18 protein-coding genes and 2 pseudogenes are annotated in these 25,278 nt (G+C 71.5%); 8 read left to right on the forward strand and 12 right to left on the reverse strand.

Going from position 1 to position 25,278, the window contains the following annotated elements; translation table 11 throughout:
• Positions 1-83 precede the first annotated feature (83 nt).
• Complete coding sequence (locus D9753_RS17940; protein WP_121787931.1) at positions 84-1,163, reverse strand: metallophosphoesterase; 1,080 nt, start codon at positions 1,161-1,163, stop codon at positions 84-86.
• Between the two features lie 290 nt (positions 1,164-1,453).
• A complete protein-coding gene (locus tag D9753_RS17945) occupies positions 1,454-2,566 on the reverse strand; it encodes a LacI family DNA-binding transcriptional regulator (RefSeq protein ID WP_121787932.1) in 1,113 nt (370 codons plus the stop codon).
• Positions 2,567-3,019: 453 nt separating this feature from the next.
• On the opposite strand from D9753_RS17945, the gene hisC reads away from it, so the two are divergent.
• Positions 3,020-4,099: a histidinol-phosphate transaminase gene (gene hisC / locus D9753_RS17950; protein WP_121787933.1), complete on the forward strand. Its 1,080-nt coding sequence runs from the start codon at positions 3,020-3,022 to the stop codon at positions 4,097-4,099.
• A 20-nt stretch (positions 4,100-4,119) separates the two neighbouring features.
• Here the strand turns inward: hisC and D9753_RS17955 are convergent.
• Positions 4,120-4,479, reverse strand: a pseudogene (locus D9753_RS17955) (cyclophilin-like family protein); the annotation flags it as partial.
• A gap of 84 nt (positions 4,480-4,563) precedes the next feature.
• Here D9753_RS17955 and D9753_RS17960 point away from each other — a divergent pair.
• From D9753_RS17960 to cydD, 3 genes are read left to right on the forward strand one after another with little or no spacing between them, the layout of a single operon-like run.
• Positions 4,564-6,072 (forward strand): cytochrome ubiquinol oxidase subunit I, encoded by a 1,509-nt coding sequence (locus tag D9753_RS17960; protein WP_121787934.1) that lies wholly within the window; start codon positions 4,564-4,566, stop codon positions 6,070-6,072.
• A 15-nt stretch (positions 6,073-6,087) separates the two neighbouring features.
• A complete protein-coding gene (cydB, locus tag D9753_RS17965) occupies positions 6,088-7,107 on the forward strand; it encodes a cytochrome d ubiquinol oxidase subunit II (protein ID WP_121787935.1) in 1,020 nt (339 codons plus the stop codon).
• 59 nt (positions 7,108-7,166) lie between these two features.
• A complete protein-coding gene (cydD, locus tag D9753_RS17970; protein ID WP_121787936.1) occupies positions 7,167-10,898 on the forward strand; it encodes a thiol reductant ABC exporter subunit CydD in 3,732 nt (1,243 codons plus the stop codon).
• Between the two features lie 133 nt (positions 10,899-11,031).
• Here cydD and D9753_RS17975 read toward each other — a convergent pair whose 3' ends face one another.
• The 5 genes from D9753_RS17975 to D9753_RS17995 form a co-directional block, all read right to left on the reverse strand.
• Complete coding sequence (locus D9753_RS17975; protein WP_205614185.1) at positions 11,032-11,922, reverse strand: HAD-IIB family hydrolase; 891 nt, start codon at positions 11,920-11,922, stop codon at positions 11,032-11,034.
• 136 nt (positions 11,923-12,058) lie between these two features.
• Complete coding sequence (locus D9753_RS17980) at positions 12,059-12,961, reverse strand: LLM class flavin-dependent oxidoreductase (protein ID WP_121787938.1); 903 nt, start codon at positions 12,959-12,961, stop codon at positions 12,059-12,061.
• A gap of 35 nt (positions 12,962-12,996) precedes the next feature.
• Positions 12,997-13,545, reverse strand: coding sequence for an RNA 2'-phosphotransferase (locus D9753_RS17985; protein WP_121787939.1), 549 nt, complete (start codon positions 13,543-13,545; stop codon positions 12,997-12,999).
• Positions 13,546-13,747: 202 nt separating this feature from the next.
• The gene (locus tag D9753_RS17990; RefSeq protein WP_121787940.1) at positions 13,748-15,502 is read right to left on the reverse strand and encodes an SDR family oxidoreductase; all 1,755 of its coding nucleotides are present in this window, start codon (positions 15,500-15,502) and stop codon (positions 13,748-13,750) included.
• Positions 15,499-16,341, reverse strand: coding sequence for a M24 family metallopeptidase (locus D9753_RS17995; protein ID WP_121787941.1), 843 nt, complete (start codon positions 16,339-16,341; stop codon positions 15,499-15,501). The genes D9753_RS17990 and D9753_RS17995 overlap by 4 nt, the downstream gene beginning before the upstream one ends.
• Positions 16,342-16,600: 259 nt before the next feature.
• Between D9753_RS17995 and D9753_RS18000 the strand changes: the two genes are divergently transcribed.
• The 4 genes from D9753_RS18000 to D9753_RS18015 are packed head-to-tail and all read left to right on the forward strand — an operon-like array spanning position 16,601 to position 20,102.
• Positions 16,601-17,566, forward strand: a complete 966-nt coding sequence (locus D9753_RS18000) for an ABC transporter ATP-binding protein (RefSeq protein ID WP_121791136.1) — start codon at positions 16,601-16,603, stop codon at positions 17,564-17,566.
• Complete coding sequence (locus D9753_RS18005) at positions 17,556-18,464, forward strand: ABC transporter permease (protein ID WP_121787942.1); 909 nt, start codon at positions 17,556-17,558, stop codon at positions 18,462-18,464. Before D9753_RS18000 ends, D9753_RS18005 begins: the two co-directional genes overlap by 11 nt.
• Positions 18,461-19,372 (forward strand): ABC transporter ATP-binding protein, encoded by a 912-nt coding sequence (locus D9753_RS18010; RefSeq protein WP_121787943.1) that lies wholly within the window; start codon positions 18,461-18,463, stop codon positions 19,370-19,372. Before D9753_RS18005 ends, D9753_RS18010 begins: the two co-directional genes overlap by 4 nt.
• A 10-nt stretch (positions 19,373-19,382) precedes the next feature.
• Positions 19,383-20,102, forward strand: a complete 720-nt coding sequence (locus D9753_RS18015; protein ID WP_121791137.1) for an ABC transporter permease — start codon at positions 19,383-19,385, stop codon at positions 20,100-20,102.
• A gap of 166 nt (positions 20,103-20,268) precedes the next feature.
• Here D9753_RS18015 and D9753_RS18020 read toward each other — a convergent pair whose 3' ends face one another.
• The 4 genes and pseudogenes from D9753_RS18020 to efeB form a co-directional block, all read right to left on the reverse strand.
• Positions 20,269-21,066 (reverse strand): HAD family hydrolase, encoded by a 798-nt coding sequence (locus tag D9753_RS18020; RefSeq protein ID WP_121787944.1) that lies wholly within the window; start codon positions 21,064-21,066, stop codon positions 20,269-20,271.
• Positions 21,063-22,346, reverse strand: a pseudogene (gene serS / locus D9753_RS18025) (serine--tRNA ligase). Before serS ends, D9753_RS18020 begins: the two are co-directional and overlap by 4 nt.
• 545 nt (positions 22,347-22,891) lie before the next feature.
• A complete protein-coding gene (pheA, locus tag D9753_RS18030) occupies positions 22,892-23,824 on the reverse strand; it encodes a prephenate dehydratase (protein WP_121787945.1) in 933 nt (310 codons plus the stop codon).
• A 170-nt stretch (positions 23,825-23,994) separates the two neighbouring features.
• The gene (gene efeB / locus D9753_RS18035; RefSeq protein ID WP_121787946.1) at positions 23,995-25,275 is read right to left on the reverse strand and encodes an iron uptake transporter deferrochelatase/peroxidase subunit; all 1,281 of its coding nucleotides are present in this window, start codon (positions 25,273-25,275) and stop codon (positions 23,995-23,997) included.
• Between the last annotated feature and the right edge of the window lie 3 nt (positions 25,276-25,278).

The following is a 25,278-nucleotide window of genomic DNA, read 5'->3' on the forward strand; positions in this document are numbered from 1 at the left end:
CATGGCGCGCGGTGACAGGGGTTACCGGAAATTGCGTCCCGGCCTGCGCTTACGCGGCCGGGTGACCCGTGCCCGGGGAACGGTCAGCCCTCCAGCGGCAGTTGCTGGACCAACAGCTTCCCGGCCATGGTCACCCCGCCGTCCATGGCGATGGCGAGGCCGTCGGCGTAGACGTGCGGTCCCTCGACGGCCGGGCCGCCGCCCTCCTCGCTCTCCTCGGAGCCGACCTCGCCGAGGAGGTAGGGAATCGGGCTGTGCCCGTGAACCACCCGGGTGCCGCCGTACGTATCGAGGAGGGAGCGGACGGCGTCGGCGCCGCCCTCGTCCCGGAAGGAGAAGCGCTTGGTGAACTTGCGGAACAGGTCCCAGACCTCGTCGGCGTCGTTGCGGGTCAGGGCCTCGCGGATGGTGTCGTTGACCGCCTCGATCGAGTCGCCGTAGTCGAGGTAGGCGGTGGTGTCGGAGTGAATGAGCAGATGGCCGTCGACCTCCTCGACGGCGTCGAGGCGGGCCATCCACTGGAGATGGTGGTCCTGGAGGCGGTCCATGTCGGTCTTCTGGCCGCCGTTGAGCAGCCAGGCCGCCTGGAAGGTGGCGGTGCCCGCGCCGGAGTTGACGGGGGTGTCGCCGAACCGCTTGGCGCCGAGCAGCAACAGCTCGTGGTTGCCCATCAGGGCCTTGCAGTAGCCGCCGGCCGCGGCGGCCTCGGCGGACAGCCGCATGACGAGGTCGATGACGCCGATGCCGTCGGGGCCGCGGTCGGTGAAGTCGCCGAGGAACCACAGCCGGGAGGTGCCGGCGCACCACTGGCCCGAGGCGTCGACCAGGCCCTGTGCCTGGAGGGCGGTCATCAGTTCGTCGAGGTAGCCGTGGACGTCACCGACGACGTAGAGCGGTCCGGGACCGGCGACGGGCTGCGGTGCCGGAGCGGCGGCGGCCGGCTCGACGGGGACCTGGAGCGTGTCACCGGGGCCGATGACGGGCAGGTCACGCTGGGTGGGCGTGTAGTCCTCCGGGTACGCCTCGCCGGTCGGCGGTTCGGCGTCGCCCGGGTGGATGCCGTGGACGTACGGACCGGTCTCGTGGACGTACGCGGGTACCCGGAAGTCGCGTAGCGTCGCCGTCCGCTCCGCCTCGGGTCCCTGACCGGCCCCCTGAGTCATCAGACCCCTCCACCATCGCGCCGCATCTGCACCGCTTCGGACTGCCTGGTCGCAGCGGTCCGCGGTGTCGTGGGCCCATCATAGGAATGCGCGTAGCGCCGTGTGATGACCCAGGGGTGGTGAATCGGAACAAGACTCCGGTTCGCCGCGGCTTTCGCCCCGTTTGGGCAGGTGTTCGGCAGGCTGTCGGACGACCGGAGTGTCGGCCGGCCACGCACCGGCCGGCCGTGACCAAGCCCCGGGGCACCCCGGGCTCCCCGTCCCCCGGCGCCCGGGACGCTGCGCCGGCGTTACGTGTCGTCCGGCGTACGGGGTGGGCTGATCGTCGTGCGCGGCGGGCGTCGCTGGGACGAGGTGCGCACGATCAGCTCGGTCGGTATCACCTGCTCGACCGGCCGGTCGCCCTGGACGCCCTCGATGGCGTCGATGAGCAGTTGCACGACCGCCGTGCCGATGCGGCGCGGCTTCAGGGAGAGCGTGGTGACGGGCGGCTCGGTGCTGGCGTACACCGCCGACTCGCTGCAGCACACCACCAGCAGGTCCTCGGGGACGCGGAGTCCGTAGCGGCGGGCGGCGGCGAGCAGGTCGGTGCCGTTGGGGTCGAACAGGCCGTAGACGGCGTCGGGGCGGTCGGGGCGGGCGAGCAGCCGGTCGGCGGCGACGGTGCCCGCGCACGGGTCGTGCGCCGGGTAGGCCTCGTAGACCGGTTCCTGGCCGACACGTTCGCACCAGCGCAGGTAGGCGGAGGTCGACAGATGGGTGTACGTGTCCGTCGAGGTGCCCGTGAGCAGGCCGATCCGGCGGGCGCCGGAGTCGGCGAGGTGGTCCAGGATGTCGAGCACGGCGGCGGCGTGGTCGTTGTCGACCCAGGCGGTGACGGGGAGCGCGCCGGCCGGGCGGCCGTCGGAGACGACGGGCAGTCCCTGCCGGACCAGTTCGCTGACCACCGGGTCCTGGTCGGAGGGATCGATGACGATCGTGCCGTCGAGGGCGACGTTGGACCAGACGTCGTGACGGGAGGTCGCGGGCAGGATGACCAGGGCGTAGCCGCGGGCGAGCGCGGCCGAGGTGGCGGCCCTGGCCATCTCGGCGAAGTAGGCGAACTCCGTGAAGGTGAAAGGTTCATCCCCGTACGTCGTCACGGTCAGACCGATCAGTCCGGACTTGCCGGTACGGAGGGTGCGGGCGGCGGCCGAGGGCCGGTACCCCAGCCGGTCGGCGACCTCGCGGACATGGCGGCGGGTGGCGTCCGGGAGTCTGCCCTTGCCGTTGAGGGCGTCGGAGACGGTCGTGATGGAGACCCCGGCTGCGGCGGCGACGTCTCTGATGCCGGCCCGGCCGGGCCGGTTGCCTCGACGCGAGGTTTCCGCGCGGCTCACCTGGTGCCTCCCTGCTGCTGTCATGGCGAGCCGATAGTAGGGCTCATGCGGTGGGGTAGTGCGGACGCATATGCACGCGTTGACAGGCACGTTTCTGCATGGTCATACGGAGTCAACACCCTTGGAAAACAAGGTAGTTGAGCAATCCAATGATACGACGTGATGTGTCGACGCGGATGGACCTGCCGAGGGTCCGATGTCTCGAAGAGGTCTCAACTCACCTTCACGGGGGACGCGCGCCAGGGCGCGTGGCACCGGCGCGTAGATATATGTACGGCGCGCCCCCTGAATCGCACGCCTTCGTGTGGTGATGCCCGTGATGCCGCCTGGCCGGGCGAGGTTCGTCCTGTTTGCGGACCGCGCTCGCACTTCTGCTCGTCCCGCGCCTGTACGCAGGGGCGTCGAATCCTCATAAGGTGATGAGTATGGGAAGCCGGCGGCGTCGATGGTCCGCCGGTGGTCGCGAGGAGGACTGCGGTGAGCGAGACGAACCCCAAGCTGCGCGCCGAGCTGGAGGGGATCCCCACCTACAAGCCGGGCAAGCCGGCCGCGACCGGCGGACCGGTGGCCTACAAGCTGTCCTCCAACGAGAACCCGTACCCGCCGCTGCCCGGCGTGCTGGAGAGCGTGACCGCGGCGGCCTGCGCCTTCAACCGCTACCCGGACATGGCCTGCACCGGACTGGTGAACGAACTGTCGGACCGCTTCGGCGTCCCGCTGGCCCACCTGGCCACCGGAACGGGCTCGGTCGGGGTCGCCCAGCAGTTGGTGCAGGCCACCAGCGGGCCGGGTGACGAGGTGATCTACGCCTGGCGGTCGTTCGAGGCCTACCCGATCATCACGCAGATCAGCGGCGCCCGGTCGGTGCCGGTGCCGCTGACGCCGGGTGATGTGCACGACCTGGACGCGATGGCGGACGCGATCACCGACCGGACGCGGCTGATCTTCGTCTGCAACCCCAACAACCCGACAGGCACGGTGGTACGGCGGGCCGAGCTGGAACGATTCCTCGACCGGGTGCCCGGTGACGTGCTGGTGGTGCTGGACGAGGCCTACCGGGAGTTCATTCGGGATGCGGAGGTACCCGACGGCGTCGAGCTGTACCGGGAGCGGCCCAACGTCTGCGTCCTGCGCACCTTCTCCAAGGCGTACGGGCTCGCCGGGTTGCGCGTCGGTTTCGCGATCGCCCATGAGCCGGTGGCCGCCGCTCTGCGCAAGACGGCGGTGCCGTTCGGGGTGAGCCAGCTCGCGCAGGAGGCGGCGATCGCCTCGCTGCGGGCCGAGGACGAGCTGCTGGGCCGGGTCGGCTCGCTCGTGTGTGAGCGCACGCGCGTGGTCGACGCGCTGCGGGGCCAGGGCTGGACGGTGCCCGAGACGCAGGCCAACTTCGTGTGGCTGCGGCTGGGGGAGCGTACGGCCGCGTTCGCACAGACCTGTGAGGAGCACGGCGTGGTGGTCCGGCCGTTCCCTGGCGAGGGTGTGCGGGTGACGGTCGGGGAGACCGAGGCGAACGACATCTTCCTGAAGGCGGCGGAGGCGTTCCGCGGGGCGCTGTAGCCCGGCGCTGTTCTCTGCTCCTCGATCAGCTCCACACGGACGGGGTCGCCGTTTCGTACGGTTGCCAGGACGTCGGCGTCCCCGTCCGCGCTTGCCGAGGACGTTGCACGGGCTCGCGAGGCGGCATTCCCCGTCCAGAAGGCGACCGTGCCCGGTTCCACGATCTGCCGGGCGCCCGTTTCACGTGAAACAGAGACGCCTGTGTCGAAATACAGCTCCTCACCCCATGTGTGCGCGGTAGAGGCGAGCGGCAGCACCTTCGGCAGGACCTGTGTGGTCGGGTTGCCTGCGTAGAGGGTCGCGGCGACGGTGAGGTGCCCCCCGTTCGACGGCCGAAAATCAGTGCGTGCATAATGGCTTGTGAATGTGAACGCGTTCACAAGCGCGTCCCGATTGCTCCGGTATGTGCGCAACGAACGGGGCAAACCGCCGCTGTACCACGGCGTAGTAAGGAGAGTGACGACGTGGACCTGGCTCTGGCGCCGGAGACACTGGCGCGCTGGCAGTTCGGCATCACCACCGTCTACCACTTCCTGTTCGTCCCGCTGACGATCTCCCTGGCCGCCCTCACGGCCGGGCTCCAGACGGCCTGGGTGCGTACGGAGAAGGAGAAGTACCTCAGGGCGACGAAGTTCTGGGGCAAGCTCTTCCTGATCAACATCGCGATGGGCGTGGTCACCGGCATCGTGCAGGAGTTCCAGTTCGGCATGAACTGGTCGGACTACTCGCGCTTCGTCGGGGACATCTTCGGTGCTCCGCTCGCCTTCGAGGCGCTGATCGCCTTCTTCTTCGAGTCCACCTTCATCGGCCTGTGGATCTTCGGCTGGGACAAGCTGCCGCAGAAGATCCACCTGGCGTGCATCTGGATGGTCTCGATCGGCACGGTGCTGTCGGCGTACTTCATCCTCGCGGCCAACTCCTGGATGCAGCACCCCGTCGGCTACCGGATCGACAAGGCGAAGGGGCGGGCGGAGCTGACCGACTTCTGGGCCGTGCTGACCCAGAACACCGCCCTCAGCCAGGCCTTCCACACCCTGTCCGCCGCCTTCCTCACCGGTGGCGCCTTCATGGTGGGTATCTCCGCCTACCACCTGGCCCGCAAGAAGCACATCCGCGAGATGAAGACCTCGCTGCGGCTGGGCCTGATCACCGTGGTCATCGCCGGTCTGCTCACCTCAGTCAGCGGTGACGTGCTCGGCAAGGTCATGTTCAAGCAGCAGCCGATGAAGATGGCCGCGGCCGAGGCGCTGTGGGACGGCCGGCAGCCGGCGCCGTTCTCGATCTTCGCCTACGGGGACGTCGACAAGGGCCACAACACCGTGGCCGTGGAGATACCCGGCCTGCTGTCCTTCCTCGCCGACGACAACTTCACCTCGTACGTCCCCGGCATCAACGACGTCAACAGGGCGGAGCAGCAGAAGTTCGGGCCCGGCGACTACCGGCCCAACATCCCGGTCGCCTTCTGGGGCTTCCGCTGGATGATCGGCTTCGGCATGGCCTCGTTCGCGATCGGCCTGGCCGGTCTCTGGCTGACGCGCAAGAAGTTCATGCTGGCGCAGCACCTCAGGGTCGGCGACGACGAGGTGCCCCACCTGGTGGTGTTCAGGAACAAGACCCTGGGACCGAAGCTCACCCCCTGGTACTGGCGCATCGCGGTGTGGACCCTGGCCTTCCCGCTGATCGCCAACTCCTGGGGCTGGATCTTCACCGAGATGGGCCGCCAGCCGTGGGCCGTCTACGGCGTCCTCCAGACCCGGGACGCGGTCTCCCCCGGTGTCTCGCAGGGTGAGGTCCTCCTTTCGATGACCGTCTTCACCGCGCTGTACGCGATCCTCGCCGTGGTCGAGGTGAAGCTGCTCGCGAAGTACGTCAAGGCCGGCCCGCCCGAGCTGACCGAGGCCGACCTCAACCCGCCAACGAAGATCGGCGGCGACACCCGTGACGCCGACAAGCCGATGGCCTTCTCGTACTAGGCCGAGGGAACAGTCATGGAACTGCACGACGTCTGGTTCGTCCTGATCGCCGTCCTGTGGACCGGCTACTTCTTCCTGGAGGGCTTCGACTTCGGAGTCGGCATCCTCACCAGGCTGCTGGCCCGCGACCGGGCCGAGCGCCGAGTTCTGATCAACACCATCGGCCCCGTCTGGGACGGCAACGAGGTATGGCTGCTCACCGCGGGCGGCGCGACCTTCGCCGCGTTCCCGGAGTGGTACGCCACCCTCTTCTCCGGCTTCTACCTGCCCCTGCTCCTCGTCCTGGTCTGCCTGATCGTCCGGGGCGTCGCCTTCGAGTACCGGGCCAAGCGCCCGGAGGAGAACTGGCAGCGCAACTGGGAGACGGCGATCTTCTGGACCTCTCTGCTCCCGGCGTTCCTGTGGGGCGTCGCGTTCGGGAACATCGTCGGGGGCGTGCGGATCGACCGGAACTTCGAGTACGTCGGCAGCGTAGGGGACCTTCTCAACCCCTACGCCCTGCTCGGCGGCCTGGTGACGCTGACGCTGTTCACCTTCCACGGGGCGGTGTTCACCGCGCTCAAGACCGTCGGCGACATCCGGGTGCGGGCGCGGCGGCTGGCCCGGTGGGTCGGTCTCGTCACGGCGGTGGCGGCGCTGGCGTTCCTGCTGTGGACACAGGCCGACAGCGGTGACGACAAGAGCCTGGTGGCCCTGGTCGTGGCGGTGGCCGCCCTGGTGATCGCCCTCGTGACCAACCAGTTCGGGCGTGAGGGATGGGCGTTCGCGCTGTCCGGCCTCACCATCGTGGCCACCGTGGCGATGCTCTTCCTGTCGCTCTTCCCGAACGTCATGCCGTCCACCCTCGACAGCGACTGGAGCCTGACGGTCACCAACGCCTCGTCGAGCCCCTACACCCTGAAGATCATGACGTGGTGTGCGGCGATCGCCACACCGATCGTCCTGCTCTACCAGGGCTGGACCTACTGGGTGTTCCGCAAGCGGATCGGCACGCAGCACATCGCGGCCGACGCCGCTGCCGGCACCGCGCACTGAGTCCGCCGAGGGTGTGTTTCACGTGAAACACACCCTCAGGACCGAAGGGCCTGTTTCACGTGAAACCGATCGATCCACGCCTTCTGCGGTATGCCCGCGCCACCCGGTTCTTTCTCGCGGCGGTCGTCGTCCTGGGCGCTGTCGGCGCGGGGCTGGTCATCGCCCAGGCGATGCTCGTCGCCGAGATCGTCGTCGGCGCGTTCCAGCACGGAAAGTCGGCGGCCGGCCTGGCTACCCCCCTGCTGCTGTTGACGGCCGTGGCCGTGGGGCGGGCGGTGGTCGCTTGGCTGACCGAACTCGCGTCCCACCGGGCGAGCGCGGCCGTGAAATCCGAGCTGCGCGGGCGACTCCTCGACCGGGCGGCGACGCTCGGACCCGGATGGCTGAGCGGACAGCGGACCGGGTCGCTCGTCACCCTGGCCACACGCGGGATCGACGCCCTGGACGACTACTTCTCGCGCTATCTCCCGCAGCTAGGGCTCGCGGTGGTCGTGCCGGTCGCGGTGCTCGCCCGGATCGTCACCGAGGACTGGGTGTCCGCGGCGATCATCGTCGGCACCCTGCCGCTCATCCCGCTCTTCATGATGCTGATCGGATGGGCGACCCAGTCCCGGATGGACCGGCAGTGGCGGTTGCTGTCCCGGCTCTCCGGCCACTTCCTGGACGTGGTGGCGGGGCTGCCCACGCTGAAGGTGTTCGGCCGGGCCAAGGCGCAGGCCGCGTCCATCCGGCGGATCACCGGGGAGTACCGGCAGGCCACGCTGCGGACGCTGCGGATCGCGTTCCTCTCCTCGTTCGCGCTGGAGCTGCTCGCCACGCTGTCCGTCGCGCTGGTCGCCGTCACGATCGGGATGCGGCTGGTCCACGGCGAGATGGATCTGTACGTCGGACTGGTGATCCTGGTGCTGGCGCCCGAGGCGTATCTGCCGCTGCGGCAGGTGGGCGCGCAGTACCACGCGGCGGCGGAGGGGCTCGCCGCGGCGGAGGAGATCTTCACCGTGCTGGAGACGCCGATGCCGGAGCCGGGTACCGGTGCGGTGCCCGCGGGTGCGGTGGCCTTCGACGGCGTCACCGTCCGCTATCCCGGGCGCTCCGCGGATGCCGTGACCGGTGTGTCCTTCACCGTGGAGCCCGGGGAGACCGTCGCTCTGGTCGGGCCGAGCGGAGTGGGCAAATCGACGCTGCTCAGCGTGCTGCTGGGGTTCGTACGGCCCGATGAGGGGCGGGTGCGGATCGGGGGAGCCGATCTCACCGGGCTGGACGTGGCGGAGTGGCGGTCGCGGATCGCGTGGGTGCCGCAGCGACCGCACCTGTACGCCGGGAGCATCGCGGAGAACGTACGGCTCGCCCGGCCCGGAGCGGACGACGACGCCGTACGGCGTGCGCTGCGGGACGCGGGGGCGTGGGAGTTCGTGGCGGCGCTGCCCGACGGGGTGGACACCGTGCTCGGGGAGGACGGGGCAGGCTTGTCCGCGGGGCAGCGGCAGCGGCTGGCTCTGGCGCGGGCGTTCCTCGCCGACCGGCCCGTGCTGTTGCTGGACGAGCCGACGGCCGCGCTGGACGGGGTGACGGAGCGGGAGGTCGTCGCTGCGGTGCGGAGGCTTGCCGCGGGGCGGACCGTGTTGCTCGTCGTGCATCGGCCGGCGTTGTTGGAGCTGGCCGACCGGGTGGTACGGCTGGGTGGCGGCGAGCCGGTGACGTACCCGGCGGGCAGCCGGCCGACCAGGGGGCTCCGCCCCCTGGGACCCCGCCTTCGCCCACCCGCCACCCGACTCGGCGAACTGGAAGGCGAGCCCGAGGTGGCTGCTCCCGGCGGGCCGGTGGCTGCGCCGGTGGGAGCTGGGCTTGTCGGGCCGGTGGGGGCTGGACCAAGCGGGTCCGCTGGACTCGGCGGAGTCGCGGGTGGGCCGGTGGAGGCCGGTTCCCGCGAGCCCGTTGGCTTCGGTGGGTCGGTGGAGGCCGGTTCCGGTGCGCCCGTTGGCTTCGGTGGGCCGGTGGGGAACGGTTCCGGTGGGGCGCGGGGGGTTCTTCGGCAGGTGTTGCGGGGTGGTGGGGCCTGGCGGGGGCGGATGGGGCTTGCCTGGGGGCTCGGGAGTCTGGCCGTCGGGAGTGCCGTGGGGCTGATGGCGACCTCCGGGTGGCTCATCTCGCGGGCTTCGCAGCAGCCGCCGGTGCTGTACCTGATGGTGGCCGTGACCGCCACGCGGGCATTCGGGATCGGGCGGGCCGTGTTCCGGTACGCCGAGCGGCTCGTGTCGCACGACGCCGTCCTGCGGATGCTGGCCGACACCCGGGTCGCGGTGTACCGGCGTCTCGAACGCCTCGCGCCCGCCGGACTGCGTACCGTGCGCCGCGGTGATCTGCTCACCCGGCTGGTCGCGGATGTGGACGCGTTCCAGGACTACTGGCTGCGCTGGCTGCTGCCCGCCGCGGTCGCCCTGACCGTCTCCGCGGCCTCCGTCGGCTTCACAGCCTGGCTGCTGCCCGAGGCCGGGGCAGCTCTCGCGGCGGGCCTGTTCGCGGCCGGCGTCGGTGTACCCCTGCTGACGGCACGCGTGGCCCGGCGGACCGAGCGGCGGCTGGCGCCCGCCCGGGGAGTCCTCGCGACCCGCGTGACCGACCTCCTCACCGGCACCGCGGAGCTGACCGTCGCCGGCGCGCTGCCCAGCCGTACGGCCGCGGTCCGTCGCGCCGACGGCGCCCTCACCCGGATCGCCGCGCGCGCCGCCACGGTCACCGGGCTCGGTGACGGGCTGACCGCGCTGGTCTCCGGGCTGACCGTCACGGCCACCGCGCTGCTCGGCGCCCAGGCGGTGGCGGCCGGCCGGCTCGGCGGCGTGGCGATGGCCGTGGTGGTCCTGACCCCGCTGGCCGCGTTCGAGGCCGTCCTCGGGCTGCCGCTCGCCGTGCGTCACCGGCAGCGGGTGCGGCGCAGCGCGGAGCGCGTGTACGAGGTCCTGGACGCCCCCGAGCCCGTACGGGAGCCCGAGCGGCCCCGGCAGGCGCCCGCCTCGCCGTTCCCGGTGATCGTCAAGGGGCTGACCGCACGGTACGCGGGACAGCGGCGGGAGGCGCTGAGCGGGCTGGACCTGACGCTGGAGCAGGGCCGCCGGGTCGCCGTGGTCGGCGCGTCCGGTGCCGGCAAGTCGACCCTCGCCCAGGTGCTGCTGCGGTTCCTCGACCCGGAGGCGGGCTCGTACACGCTGGCCGGTGTGGACGCGTACGCGCTGGCCGGTGACGACGTGCGGCGGCTCGTCGGGCTGTGCGCCCAGGACGCCCACCTCTTCGACAGCTCGGTACGCGAGAACCTGCTGCTGGCCAGGAAGGACGCCACCGAGGCCGGACTGCGTGAGGCACTGGCCCGGGCCAGGCTGCTGGACTGGGTGGACTCGCTGCCCGACGGTCTGGACACGCTGGTGGGCGAGCACGGGGCACGGCTGTCCGGCGGGCAGCGGCAGCGGCTGGCGCTGGCCCGCGCGCTGCTGGCGGACTTCCCCGTCCTGGTGCTCGACGAGCCCGCCGAGCATCTGGACCTGCCGACGGCGGACGCGCTGACCGCCGATCTGCTGGCCGCCACGGAGGGCCGTACGACACTGCTGATCACCCATCGGCTGGCGGGGCTCGACGCGGTGGACGAGGTGCTCGTGCTCGACGCGGGCCGGGTGGTACAGCGGGGGCCGTACGCGCGGCTGATCGCCGAGGACGGGCCGCTGCGGGAGCTGGCCCGGCGGGAGGCGGAGGCGGAGGCCCTGGTGGGAGCCCCGGCCGCCACGGTGGGAAGCCCCGGATAGGCGGCCGGGGAGCCGGGAGCGAGAGCCGGGAGCCGGGCCCGGGGATCGGGAGCCGGGCTCGAGGATCGGGAGTCGGGCTCGGGGATCTGGAGCGGGCTTGAGGACCCGAGTCCGGGATCCGGCTCGGGGGGCGTTACACGGTGTGGTTCGTGAGCAGGTCCTCGATCACCACCGCGACCCCGTCGTCGTTGTTGGCGACGGTGCGGCCCGATGCGGCGGCGATGACGTCCGGGTGGGCGTTGCCCATCGCGTACGACCGGCCGGCCCAGGTGAGCATCTCGACGTCGTTGGGCATGTCCCCGAAGGCCACGACCTCCTCGTGCGAGATGCCGCGCTCGGCGCAGCACAGGGCGAGGGTGCTGGCCTTGGAGACGTCGGGGCCGCTGAGTTCCAGCAGGGCGCTGGGGCTGGAGCGGGTGACGTTGGCGTGGTCGCCGACGGCGAGGCGGGCCAGGGTGAGGAAGGCGTCGGGGTCGAGCGACGGGTGGTAGGCGAGGATCTTCAGGACGGGCTGGTCGGCGTCCGGGCCCTCGGGCGCGAGCAGCTCCTCGGCGGGCCGGAGGTTGTCGGGGATCTCCATATGCAGCTTGGGATAGTCCGGCTCCTGGTGGAAGCCGTACGTCTGCTCCACCGCGAACACCGTGCCGGGTGCCGCCTCGCGCAGCAGCCGTACGGCGGTCAGGGCGTTCTCCCGGAGCAGCTCGCGTACCTTGACGAACCGGTGGGCGCCGGGGCCGCCGTGCAGGTCGACCACGGCGGCGCCGTTGCCGCAGATCGCCAGGCCGTGGCCGTGGACGTGGTCGCTGACCACGTTCATCCAGCGGGCCGGCCGGCCGGTGACGAAGAAGACCTCGATGCCGGCCGCCTCGGCGGCGGCCAGCGCGGCGACGGTCCGCGGGGAGACCGACTTGTCGTCGCGCAGCAGGGTGCCGTCGAGGTCGGTGGCGATCAACCGCGGCCGGATGGCGGCGGACGGGGTCCCGGGCTGTCTGGTCGCTGAGGTCACCCGGTCATTCTCGCGCATATGCCTGCACGGTCGTGCGGAAGTGCGCACAGATGAGACGCAGATGACGCTCGGCGGGCCGACGCGGGCCGACACGGGCCGACGCCGCCCGCGGCAGGACGGCGGGTGGGGCCGGTTCGCCCGGCCCCCGCGTGGCTCAGGCCAGCCGGGCCGGGGCCTCGGTGGCGATCCGCTCGAAGACCTTCTCGTCCGCGGCGAAGTCGGAGTCCGGGACGGGCCAGTGGATCACGATCTCGGTGAAGCCCAGCGCCTGGTGGCGGCCCGCGAAGTCCACGAAGGCGTCCAGGGACCCGAGCGGCCGGCCGCGGTCCGGGGTGAAGCCGGTCAGCAGGACCTTGTCCAGCCCGGCCACGTCCCGTCCGGCGGCCTCGCACGCCTCGGACAGCTTGCCGATCTGTCCGCGCAGCGCTTCGACGGACTGCTCGGGGGAGCCGGTCTCGTACAGCTTCGGGTCGCCGGTGGTCACCCAGGCCTGGCCGTACCGGGCGGCGAGCGCGAGGCCGCGGGGGCCGGTGGCCGCCACCGCGAACGGCAGCCGGGGGCGCTGCACACAGCCGGGGATGTTCCGCGCCTCGTGCGCCGAGTAGAACCGGCCCTCGTGCGACACGGTGTCCTCGGTGAGCAGGCGGTCGAGGAGGGGCACGAACTCGGCGAACCGGTCGGCGCGCTCCCGCGGGCTCCAGGACTCCTGGCCGAGGGCGGTCGCGTCGAAGCCGGTGCCGCCGGCGCCGATGCCCAGGGTGACCCGGCCGCCGGAGATGTCGTCGAGGGTGACGAGTTCCTTGGCCAGCGTGACCGGGTGCCGGAAGTTCGGCGAGGTGACGAGCGTGCCCAGGCGCAGTCGGTCGGTGGCCGCCGCGGCCGCGGTCAGCGTCGGGATCGCGCCGAACCAAGGCCCGTCACGGAAGGTGCGCCAGGACAGGTGGTCGTACGTGTACGCCGTGTGGAAGCCGAGCTGTTCGGCCCGCTCCCAGGACGCACGGCTGCCTTCGCTCCAGCGGCGGTACGGCAGGATCACGGTGCTCAGACGCAGACTCATGGGTTCGAGAGTAAGCGCCCGGCGCGGGCCGGTGCTCAGCGCGGGCCCGGAAAGCGCAGGTAGCGCGGGGGTACGGCCGCCGTCAGCCAGACTCCGTTGGCGCTGACGCGGAAGACGTGTCCGTCGCGGTGCATGGCGCCGGAGTCGACGCTGAGCACTACGGGACGGCCCCGGCGGGCGCCGACCCGGGTGGCCGTCTCCCGGTCGGCGGAGAGGTGGACGTCGTGCCGGCCCATGGCCCTGAGGCCCTCCGCGCGGATCGCGTCCAGGCTGCCGGCCACCGTACCGTGGTAGAGGTACGGCGGTGGAGTGGCCGGGGGCAGACCGAGGTCGACCTCGATGCTGTGCCCCTGGCGGGCGCGGATCCTGTCGCCGTCCGTCACGAAGCGCTGCTTGTCGTTCGTGGCGACGACATGGTCCAGTTCCTCGCGCGTGAACCGGAATCCGTGCGCGGTGGCCGCGGCGATCAGGGTGTCGATCTTCACCCAGCCGCCCGGGTCCGGCGTGATCCCGATGCGCTCGGGCTGGTGGCGCAGGTGTCTGGAGAGGTACTTGGACACCTTCACGGTGCGTCGTTCGTCCATGGGGCCAGCGTGCGGGAGAGACGCGGATCACGCAGGTTTTTTTCTTCGCGGGTTTGGTCCACAACCAAGTGGGGTTATCCACAGGGGAATTGGCGAAGGTGTGGACAACTGGTGCCCCGTTCAGGCGGTTTCGCGAACATCTTCACCGCGGCGGATGGTGTGGGGTGGCGTGTGCGGGCGCTCGCCCGCACCCAGCCCCGGCTCATAGTCTCGGTTCCACCCGGGCGATCCTGCGCAGCGTGCCCGGCAGGAAGCGGGACAGCAGGTGGGCGGCCCGGGCTTCCGGGGTCACCGGGGCCACCGCCCTGTTGTGCGCCACCGCGTCCAGGATGGCGTTGGCGACCTTCTCCGGTGGGTAGTTGCGCAGGCCGTACAGGCGGGCGGACCGCTGCCGGCGGCGCCGCTGCTCGGCCTCGTCGACGCCGGTGAAGCGGGCCGTGGAGGTGATGCTCGTGTTGACGAAGCCGGGGCAGACCGCCGTGACGCCGATGTCCTGGGAGGCCAGTTCGGCGCGCAGACACTCGGAGAGCATCAGCACCGCCGCCTTGGAGGTGCTGTAGGCCGGCAGGGCGCGGGAGGGCTGGTACGCCGCGGCGGAGGCGATGTTGACGATGTGGCCGCCCTGGCCGCGCTCGACCATGCGCGCGCCGAACAGCCGGCAACCGTGGATCACCCCCCACAGGTTGACGTCCAGGACCTTGCGCCAGTCGTCGGCCGTCGTGGCGAAGAAGGAGCCCGACAGGCCGATGCCCGCGTTGTTGACCAGCACGTCCGGTACGCCGTACTCGCGGTGGACCCTCTCGGCGAGCTTCTCCATGCTCTGCTCGTCGGAGACGTCCACGGGCTCGGCCCAGGCGTCGGTCGCACCGGCCAGCCGGGACAGTTCGGCGGTGCGGGTCGCGGCGTCGGCGTCCCGGTCGACGGCGATCACGCGCGCGCCGGCCTCCGCGAAGGCGAACGCCGTCGCCCGGCCGATGCCGCTGCCGGCGCCGGTGATCAGCACCAACTGCCCGGCGAAGCGGTCGGCGTGGCGGCCGGTGGCCTCCGGGGCGGGACGGCCCTCCTCCACGGACGTGACGAACCCGTCGATCCAGGCCGAGACCTGGTCGGGCCGGGTACGCGGGACCCAGTGCCCGGCCGGGAGCGTGCGGCGGGTCAGTTGTGGCACCCACCGGTCCAGGTCGTCGTAGAGCCGCTCGGAGAGGAACGCGTCGCCCTGGGGGGTGATGAGCTGCACGGGCACGTGTGCGTACGCGTCCGGGCGCGGCCTGCGCATCCGTGCGCGGATGTTGTCCCGGTACAGCCAGGCGCCGTGCGCGGCGTCGGTGGGCAGGGAGGCGGTGGGGTAGTCGCCGTCGGAGATCCGCTCGGCCCGCTCCAGGATCTTCGGCCAGCGCCTGCCGAGCGGGCCGCGCCAGGCCAGTTCCGGCAGGACCGGGGTGTGCAGCAGGTAGACGTACCAGGACCGGGCGCCCTGGCCGAGGAGCTGGCCGGCCCGGCGGGGCGTCGGACGCCTCACGCGCGCGTCGATCCAGTGCCCGAAGTGGTCGAGGGAGGGCCCGGAGATCGAGGTGAAGGAGGCGATCCGGCCCTTGGTGCGGGCGACCGTGACGAACTCCCAGGACTGCACCGAGCCCCAGTCGTGCCCGACGAGATGCACCGGCCGGTCCGGGCTGACCGCGTCCACGACGGCGAGGAAGTCGTCCGTGAGCTTGGTGAGCGTGAAGCCTCCGCGCAGCGGCCGGGGCGCCGTCGAGCGGCCGTGGCCCCGGACGTCGTACAGGACCACGTGGAAGCGGTCGGCGAGCCGGTCCGCGACCTGCGACCAGACCTCCTTGCTGTCCGGGTAGCCGTGCAGCAGGACGACCGTCGGCCGCTCGGGGTCGCCCAGCTCGGCCACGCACAGCTCGACCCCGCCGGTCCGCACCCAGCGCTCACGCGCGTCTTTCCGTGTCACTTCTCCTCCGCCCAGCGCCGCAGGTGCGGCAGGTCGTCATCCAGCCAGAAGGCGCTCTCCCCGGGGTCCCGTGAGTCGGTCACCACCAGGATCTCCTCGAACTTGGCCCCCGTGCCGCGGAAGCCGAGGTGGGGTTCGACCGCCCACAGACCCGGCCGCGGCGGGTGGTCCGAGAAGCGGTACGGCGACCACAGCGGCGACCAGCCCTCGCGGTGGCCGTGCAGCGCGTCGGCGGCCAGACCCTTGAGGGACTGCGTGCCGAACCCGAACAGGTGCGGCGACCAGCGGCGCTGCCTCACCCGGTCCACCTTGTGGGCGATCACCCCGAAGGGATACGCCCGGTGCCGGTTGGCATAGCCCTGGCGGATCATGAGGCGGTCCACGTCCTCGTAGATCTCCCGCAGCGGGCGCCGCTCGCGCACCTCGCGCAGGATCAGCTCGCGGTGCGCTTCCAGATCGGCCATCAACCGGTTGTGCACGGGGTTCACGCCCAGCGAGCCCGAGTAGCCGATGTCCGCCGTGTACCCCTCGTACACCGGGGCCATGTCCAGGATGAACGGCATCCCGGGCTCCAGCGCGCGGCCGGTCGGGAAGAACTGGAGCGGGACGCGGAAGCCCGTGAACGCCGTGCGGTCCCCGAACCAGGCGAAGGGGAGGTGGAACCAGTCCCGCACCCCGCGCTCACGCAGCCACTCGCGCTGCATCCGGGCCGCCTCGCGTTCGGTCACACCGGGTTCGAGACGGGCGGCGACCGCCTCGGCGCACTCGTAGGCGAGGCGCTGCACCCTTCTGAAGCCCCGTAGTTCCACGGAGAGTCCGCTGCTCACTGCCGTCGTCATGCCGCCCCGTCCCGTCGTCCCGGCGACTCGTCCCGTCGACCGCGGTACGCGTCCGTAACTTGACACTGGTGAATGTGACAGTTGTTAGAGGAGGCGTCAATAGGGAAGATCCCGGACTGTGGACGACCGCCGCGGGGCCGTCCGGGACCACCCCTGGACAGGCCTCCCTCAGGGGCCCGTCCTACCTGGGTCTGACGTGGAACGGCTCTGAGGTCTGACGACCGGCGTGGTCCGGGTCACTACTGTCAGGGGCGTGACTGTGATCGCGACCGAAAGCCTGAGCAAGCGGTTCCCCCGGGTGACCGCGCTCGACCGGCTGTCCGTGGACATCGGACCCGGTGTGACCGGGCTCGTCGGGGCCAACGGCGCCGGCAAGTCCACCCTGATCAAGATCCTGCTGGGTCTGTCCCCCGCCACGGAGGGCCGCGCCGAGGTGCTCGGCCTCGACGTCGCCACCGAGGGCGCCGCCATCCGCGAGCGCGTCGGGTACATGCCGGAGCACGACTGCCTGCCGCCGGACGTCTCGGCCACCGAGTTCGTCGTGCACATGGCCCGCATGTCCGGCCTGCCGCCCACCGCGGCCCGCGAACGCACCGCCGACACCCTGCGCCACGTCGGCCTGTACGAGGAGCGGTACCGCCCGATCGGCGGCTACTCGACCGGCATGAAGCAGCGGGTGAAGCTCGCCCAGGCGCTGGTGCACGATCCGCGGCTGGTCTTCCTGGACGAGCCGACCAACGGCCTGGACCCGGTCGGCCGCGACGAGATGCTCGGCCTGATCCGCCGCATCCACACCGACTTCGGCATCTCCGTCCTGGTCACCTCCCACCTGCTGGGCGAGCTGGAACGCACCTGCGACCACGTCGTCGTCGTAGACGGCGGCAAGCTCCTGCGCTCCAGCTCCACCACCGACTTCACCCAGACCACGACCACCCTCGCCATCGAGGTCACCGACAGCGACAGCCACCCCGACGGCACCCGCGCGGTCCGCGAGGCGCTCCACGCGCGCGGGGTCGACACGCACGCCGAGGCGGGCGGCCTGCCCGGCGCCGGACACATCCTGCTGCTGACCGCCGCGGGCGAGGAGACGTACGACCTCGTCCGTGACGTGGTCGCGGACCTCGGGCTCGGCCTGGTGCGCATGGAACAGCGCCGGCACCACATCTCCGAGGTGTTCACCAGCGGCGACGAACAGCGGAAGGAGGCCGTCGGCCATGGCGGTTGAGCATTCCCCGGCAGCGCCCACCGGCGACCGGTCCCGCATCCACGACATCGGCTACCGCGGCTACGACGGCCCCCGTCTCGGCCGCGCCTACGCCCGCCGCTCGCTGTACTCGCAGTCCCTGCGCGGCGCCTACGGCCTCGGCCGGTCGGTGAAGTCCAAGGTGCTGCCCATGCTGCTGTTCGCGGTGATGTGCGTGCCCGCCGCCATCATGGTGGCCGTCGCCGTCGCCACCAAGGCGCACGAACTGCCGGTGTCGTACACCCGTTACGCGATCACCATGCAGGCCGTGATCAGCCTGTACGTCGCCTCGCAGGCTCCCCAGGCGGTCTCGCGCGACCTGCGCTTCAAGACCGTACCGCTGTACTTCTCGCGGCCCATCGAGAGCATCGACTACGTCCGCGCGAAGTTCGCGGCGCTCGCCTCGGCCCTGTTCGTGCTCACCGGCGCCCCGCTGCTCGTGATGTACATCGGCGCGCTGCTGTCCAAGATGGGCTTCGCCCACCAGACCGAGAAATTCGGCCAAGGACTGGTCTGCGTGGCCCTGCTCTCCCTGCTCTTCGCCGGCATCGGCCTGGTCATCGCCGCCTTCACCCCGCGCCGGGGCTTCGGCATCGCCGCCGTCATCGCCGTGCTGACCATCTCCTACGGCGCCGTGTCCACGCTCCAGGCCATCGCCGACTCCCAGGGCAGCAGCGACGCCGTCCCGTGGATCGGCCTGTTCTCGCCGGTCACGCTGATCGACGGCGTGCAGCACGCCTTCCTCGGCGGCAGCTCCGGCTTCCCCGGCGGGGTCGGCCCGTCCAGCGGCGAGGGCGCCGTGTACGTCGTCCTCGTCCTGGCCCTGATCGCGGCCTGCTACGGCCTCCTGAACCGCCGCTACAAGAAGGTGGGACTGTGACCACGCTCACCATCGACCACGTGTCCCGCTGGTTCGGCAACGTCGTCGCCGTCAACGACATCACCATGACCATCGGCCCCGGCGTCACCGGTCTGCTCGGCCCCAACGGCGCCGGGAAGTCCACCCTGATCAACATGATGGGCGGCTTCCTCGCGCCCTCCACCGGCACGGTCACCCTCGACGGGCAGCCGGTCTGGCGCAACGAGGCCATCTACCGGCACATCGGCATCGTCCCCGAGCGGGAGGCGATGTACGACTTCCTCACCGGCCGCGAGTTCGTCGTCGCCAACGCCGAGCTGCACGGCCTGGGCGCCAAGGCGGCCCAGCGCGCCCTCGCCACGGTCGAGATGGAGTACGCGCAGGATCGGAAGATCTCCACGTACTCCAAGGGCATGCGGCAGCGCGTGAAGATGGCGAGCGCCCTCGTCCACGACCCGTCGCTGCTCCTGCTGGACGAGCCGTTCAACGGCATGGACCCGCGTCAGCGCATGCAACTGATGGAGCTGCTGCGCAGGATGGGCGACGAGGGCCGCACGGTCCTGTTCTCCTCGCACATCCTCGAGGAGGTCGAGCAGCTCGCCCGGCACATCGAGGTCGTCGTCGCCGGGCGCCACGCGGCCAGCGGTGACTTCCGCCGGATCCGCCGGCTGATGACCGACCGCCCGCACCGCTACCTGGTGCGCTCCAGCGACGACCGCGCCCTCGCGGCCGCGCTGATCGCCGACCCGTCGACGTCCGGCATCGAGGTCGACGTGACCGAGGGCGCGCTGCGCGTCCAGGCCGTCGACTTCGGCCGTTTCACCGCCCTGCTGCCGAAGGTCGCCAGGGACCACGGCATCCGGCTGCTCACGGTCTCGCCGTCCGACGAGTCCCTGGAGTCCGTCTTCTCGTACCTGGTCGCGGCGTAGGAGGCCCATGATGTATGACCCCACCGTCGCCCGACTCACCTACCGGGCCCTGCTCGGCCGCCGCCGGGCCCTCATCCTCGGCGCGCTGCCGCTGCTGCTGATCGTGATCTCCGTGGCCGTGCGCGGCCTGACCGGAGCCGACGACCAGACGGCGGCGGACGTCCTCGGCGGGTTCGCGCTCGCCACCATGGTGCCGATCATCGGTGTCATCGCGGGGACGGGCGCGATCGGACCGGAGATCGACGACGGCTCCGTCGTCTACCTGCTGTCCAAGCCGCTCAAGCGGCCCACCATCATCCTGACCAAGCTGATCGTCGCCGTCGCCGTCACCATGGTCTTCTCGGCGGTGCCGACCCTGATCGCCGGCCTGATCCTGAACGGCAACGGCCAGCAGATCGCCGTCGCCTACACGGTCGCCGCGCTGGTCTCCTCCATCGCCTACTCGGCGCTGTTCCTGCTGCTCGGCACGGTCTCGCGGCACGCGGTGGTCTTCGGACTCGTCTACGCCCTGGTCTGGGAGGCGCTGTTCGGCTCCCTGGTACCGGGTGCGCGCACGCTGAGCGTCCAGCAGTGGTCGCTGGCCGTCGCCCACAAGCTGGCCGGCGGGGACCTGGTGACCTCCGAGGTGAGCCTGCCGACGGCCACCGTGCTGCTGGTGGCGGTCACCGTGCTCGCCACCTGGTACGCCGGGCAGAAGCTGCGGGCGCTGAAGCTGGCGGGCGAGGAGTAGCCGCGGCGGGGCCGCCGGCGGCCCGACGGGAGGCCTGACGCCGGTCCGGGCGGAGTGTCCGGACCGGCTCCGCCCCGCGAACACCGTGAACAGGTACGGGGGCCGCGCGAGCGGCCCCCGTCGCATTCCGCGCCCGGTGCCGGGCCGCGGGCCCGACGCGCGAGCGCTATGCCAGCGACCGCTCCAGCACGACCGCGATGCCGTCGTCCTCGTTGGAGGCCGTCACCTCGTCGGCCACCGCCTTCAGTTCCTGGTGGGCGTTGGCCATGGCCACGCCCCGGGACGCCCAGGCGAACATCGGGATGTCGTTGGGCATGTCACCGAAGGCGATCGTGTCGGCGGCCTTCAGGCCGAGCCGGCGTGCGGCGAGGGACAGGCCCGTGGCCTTGGACAGGCCGAGCGGGAGCAGTTCCACGATGCCCTCGCCCGCCATGGCCACCGTGACGAAGCCGCCGGCCGCCCGCCGGGCGGCGTCCGCCAGCTCGTCGTCGCCCAGCGTCGGGTGCTGTATGTAGACCTTGTTCAGCGGAGCGGCCCAGATGTCGGACGCGTCCGTGAACGGTGTCGCGGGGAGCCTGCCCGTGACCGCGTACCCCGGGCCCACCAGGACCTCGCCGTCCAGGCCGTCCCGGCTGGCCGCCAGGTACAGCGGGCCGACCTCGGCCTCGATCTTGGCCAGGGCCACGCCCGCCAGCTGCCGGTCCAGGGTGACGGAGGTCAGCAGGCGGTGGCTGCCGGCGTCGTACACCTGGGCGCCCTGGCCGCAGACGGCGAGGCCGTCGTAGCCGAGGTCGTCCAGGATGTGCCGGGTCCAGGGCACCGCGCGGCCGGTGACGACGATGTGCGCGGCGCCCGCCGCGGTCGCCGCGTCGAGCGCGTCCCGGGTGCGCCGCGAGATCGACTCGTCGGAGCGCAGCAGCGTGCCGTCGAGGTCGGTGGCGATGAGCCCGTACGGGAAGGTCACCGGGACACCGGCTCCAGGACCTCGCGTCCGCCCAGGTAGGGGGCGCAGCACCTCGGGGACCCGGACGGAGCCGTCGGCAAGCTGGTGGTTCTCCAGGATCGCCACGATCGTGCGCGGTACGGCGCACAGCGTGCCGTTGAGCGTGGCGAGCGGCTTGACCTGCTTGCCGTCGCGGACCCGGATGGACAGGCGGCGGGACTGGAACTCGGTGCAGTCCGAGGTCGAGGTCAGCTCGCGGTACTTGCCCTGCGTCGGGATCCACGCCTCGCAGTCGTACTTGCGGGCGGCCGAGGAGCCGAGGTCACCGGAGGCGACGTCGATCACGCGGAACGGCAGCTCCAGCGACTCCAGCCACTGCTTCTCCCACGCCAGCAGGCGCTGGTGCTCGGCCTGCGAGTCCTCGGGAGCGACGTACGAGAACATCTCGACCTTGTCGAACTGGTGTACGCGGAAGATGCCCCGCGTGTCCTTGCCGTGCGAGCCGGCCTCGCGGCGGAAGCAGGGCGAGAAGCCCGCGCGCGTACCGCAGCGGCAACTGGTCGGCGTCGATGATCTCGTCCATGTGGTAGGCCGCCAGCGGGACCTCGGAGGTGCCGACCAGGTAGAGGTCGTCCTTGTCGAGGTGGTAGACGTCCTGGGCGGCCTGGCCGAGGGAAGCCGGTGCCCGCCATGGACTGCGGGCGGACCAGCGCCGGGGTGAGCATCGGCGTGAAGCCGGCCGCGGAGGCCTGCGCGATCGCCGCGTTCACCAGGGCCAGCTCCAGCAGGGCGCCGACACCGGTGAGGAAGTAGAAGCGGGAGCCGGAGACCTTGGCGCCGCGCTCGACGTCGATCGCGCCGAGCAGTTGGCCCAGCTCCAGGTGGTCCCTGGGCTCGAAGCCCTCGGCACCGAAGTCACGGATCGTGCCGTGCGTCTCCAGCGTGACGAAGTCCTCCTCGCCGCCGACGGGCACGTCGGGGTGGACGAGGTTGCCGAGCCGGAGCAGCAGCTCCTGGGTCTCGGTGTCGGCCGCGTCGCGCTCGGCGTCGGCGGCCCTGACGTCGGCCTTGAGCTGCTCGGCACGCTTGAGCAGCTCGGCCCTCTCGTCGGGGGAGGCCTTGGGGATCAGCTTGCCGAGCTGCTTCTGCTCGGCGCGCAGTTCGTCGAAGCGGACGCCGGATGACCTGCGCCGCTCGTCGGCAGACAGGAGGGCGTCGACGAGCGCGACGTCCTCTCCACGGGCGCGCTGGGACGCGCGCACACGGTCGGGGTCCTCACGGAGCAGGCGAAGGTCAATCACGGGGCCAAGGCTACCGGTGCCCGGTCGCCGCTCACGAATCACTATTCCGGGGTGTTGCGATTCGCCGCTTACGTTCCGTTATGCACTAATTGCCGAACGTGTCAAGGAAAAGCATCCCACTCCCTGGGACGGGCCACGCTCCGACCGCCGCGTTGACCGGATTCCCTTTGCGGCGGACGGGATTTGGCGGCCCGGTTGTCCACAGAGATCCGCACCCTCCGAAAAGTTATCCACAGGCTGTGTGGAAGATCTGTGGATTTCTGAATTGATCACTCCGGAAACCCCGGATCGGCTGAAGAATTCCCGGGTCAAACCCCATCGACACCCACGTTCGGGTGGAAAACGGTCGCCCTAAAAGATGAATCGAAGCAAACGGATGAGCGAAGGGTGGCCCTATGGAGGGTGGCGGTGCCGGAGTGGTGTAGGGCGATTTGTCGACCCGTCGGGCCCCCCACTGTCGACTTGTCCCCAGGTCGAGAAGGGCACCTGTGGATAACTCCTGTGGATAACGTTGGTATCCAGGTACGACCGCTGGAACGGCCGGCTCAGAACCGGCCGTCCTGGCAGCGCGCCACCCAGTCCGACGCCGCCATGAACTCCTCGTCCGACGTCCCCGGCAGCGTCGGACGGACCGCGTCCGGCGTGATGTCCGCGCGCGGATAGGAACCCAGGAAACGCACCTGGAGGCAGACGCGTTTCAGGCCCATCAGCGTCTCCGCCATCCGCCGGTCGGCGATATGGCCCTCGGCGTCGATGCAGAAGCAGTAGTTGCCGATACCGGCGCCGGTCGGCCGGGACTGGAGCAGCATGAGGTTGATGCCGCGCGAGGCGAACTCGCCGAGCAGGTCGCGCAGGGCACCGGGGTGGTCGTCCCGCTGCCACAGCACCACCGACGTCTTGTCGGCACCGGTCGGCGCGGCGGGCCGGGCGGGGCGGCCGACCAGCACGAACCGGGTCTGGGCGTTCTCCGCGTCGTGGATGCCGGTCTCCAGCGCCTCCAGGCCGTACCGGGCGGCGGCGAACTCACCGGCGAACGCGGCGTCGTAGCGGCCCTCCTGGACCAGGCGGGCGGCGTCCGCGTTGGAGGCGGCCGACTCCCACACCGCCTCCGGGAGGTGGGCGCGCAGCCAGTTGCGCACCTGCGGCTGGGCCGCGGGATGGGCGGAGACGGTCTTGATGTCCGTGAGCTTCGTGCCGGGCCGGACCAGCAGCGCGAAGGTGATGGACAGCAGCACCTCGCGGTAGATCGTCAGCGGCGCGCCCGCGACCAGCTCGTCCAGGGTGGTGGTGATCCCGCCCTCGACCGAGTTCTCGATCGGCACGAACGCGGCCTCGGCCTCGCCGGCCCGTACCGCGTCCAGCGCGGACTGCACCGACACGTACGGGATCAGCTCCCGGGTGGCCGCCTCCGGAAGCGTGCGCAGGGCGACCTCCGTGAAGGTGCCCTCCGGGCCGAGATAGGCATAGCTCGCTGGCATGCCCTCACCCTAATGGCCGCGTGGCCGGCCGGTCCCGCCGTCTCACGGGATCCACCCGGCCGGGTGGTTTCAACCAGGAACGTCCCACGGACGGGTGCCGATGTGCGTACGCGGTCTCAGCCCTCCGGCAGCCGTCGCCCGGCACTGCCAGGCCGCACGGGCGGCGGCGGTCAGCCCTCCAGCAGGCGCTGCCCCACGTACTCGCCCTCGGCCGCGCCGCCCGGCACCGCGAACAGCCCGCTCGCCTCGTGGCGGATGTACTTCGACAGCGCGTCGCCCCGGTCGAGCTTGCGCTGCACCGGCACGAAGCCGCGCAGCGGGTCCGCCTGCCAGCAGACGAAGAGGAGGCCGGCGTCGGGCGTGCCGTCGGGGCCGATCCCGTCGTGGTAGGAGAAGGGGCGCCGGAGCATGGCCGCGCCACCGTTCTTGTCGGGCCGGGTGATCCGGGCGTGCGCGGTGAGCGGGACGACGTACTCGCCGTCGGCGTCGGTCTTCTCCAGGTCCATAGGGGTCGTCTCGTCGCCCCCGGACAGCGGTGCCCCGTCGGCCTTGCGGCGCCCGATGACCTGCTGCTGCGCCGTCAGTGACAACTTCTCCCAGTCGTCCAGGAGCATGCGGATCCGGCGTACGACGGCGTAGGAGCCGTTCGCCATCCACGTGGGCTCGCCCGACGCGGGCACGAAGATCCGCTTCTCGAAGTCGGTGTCGGCCGGCTTGGGGTTGCGGGTGCCGTCGAGCTGGCCCATGAGGTTGCGGGCCGTCATGGGGTGGGCCGTGGCGCCCGGAGTGCGGTTGAAGCCGTTCATCTGCCAGCGCACCCGTGCGGCCGAGCCCGCGTCCTTCTGGATCGCGCGCAGGGCGTGGAAGGCGACCAGGGCGTCGTTGGCACCGATCTGCACCCACAGGTCGCCGTCGCTGCGCGCCCTGTCGAGGTGGTCGGAGGAGAAGTCCGGCAGCGGGTCGAGGGCGCCGGGCCGCTGCTTCTCCAGGCCGGTCCGCGCGAAGAAACCGCGACCGAAGCCGAAGGTGAGGGTCAGCGAGGAGGGACCCGCGTCCCGCGCCACGCCGGTGTCGTCGTGCGGGGCGGCCTCGCCCGCCATGAGCCGTCCGGCCGTCACCGACCAGCGGCGCAGCAGGGCCGCCGCCTCCCTGCGGCCCGCGCCCGCCGTCAGGTCGAAGGCGACGAGATGGCCGCAGGCCTGGAGCCCCTCGGTGATGCCGGGCTGATGTTTCCCGTGAAACATCACCCGGCCGGAGCCCACCGAGGACAGCGGAGCGGCCTGGGCGGGCGCGGCGGCGTAGCCCGCGGCGCCGCCCGCCGCGCCGAGCGCGAGCCCGGTGGCGCCGGCCGTGCCGAGCAGGGCGCGCCGGGAGACCCCGCGCGCCCCGGACACCGGCCCGGCCACCGGCGTGCCGGGCGTACGGGTCTGCGGGAGGGACTGGTCGGGCATGGT

The sequence above is a fragment of the Streptomyces dangxiongensis genome (assembly GCF_003675325.1).
In the GTDB taxonomy this organism is placed as follows: domain Bacteria; phylum Actinomycetota; class Actinomycetes; order Streptomycetales; family Streptomycetaceae; genus Streptomyces; species Streptomyces dangxiongensis.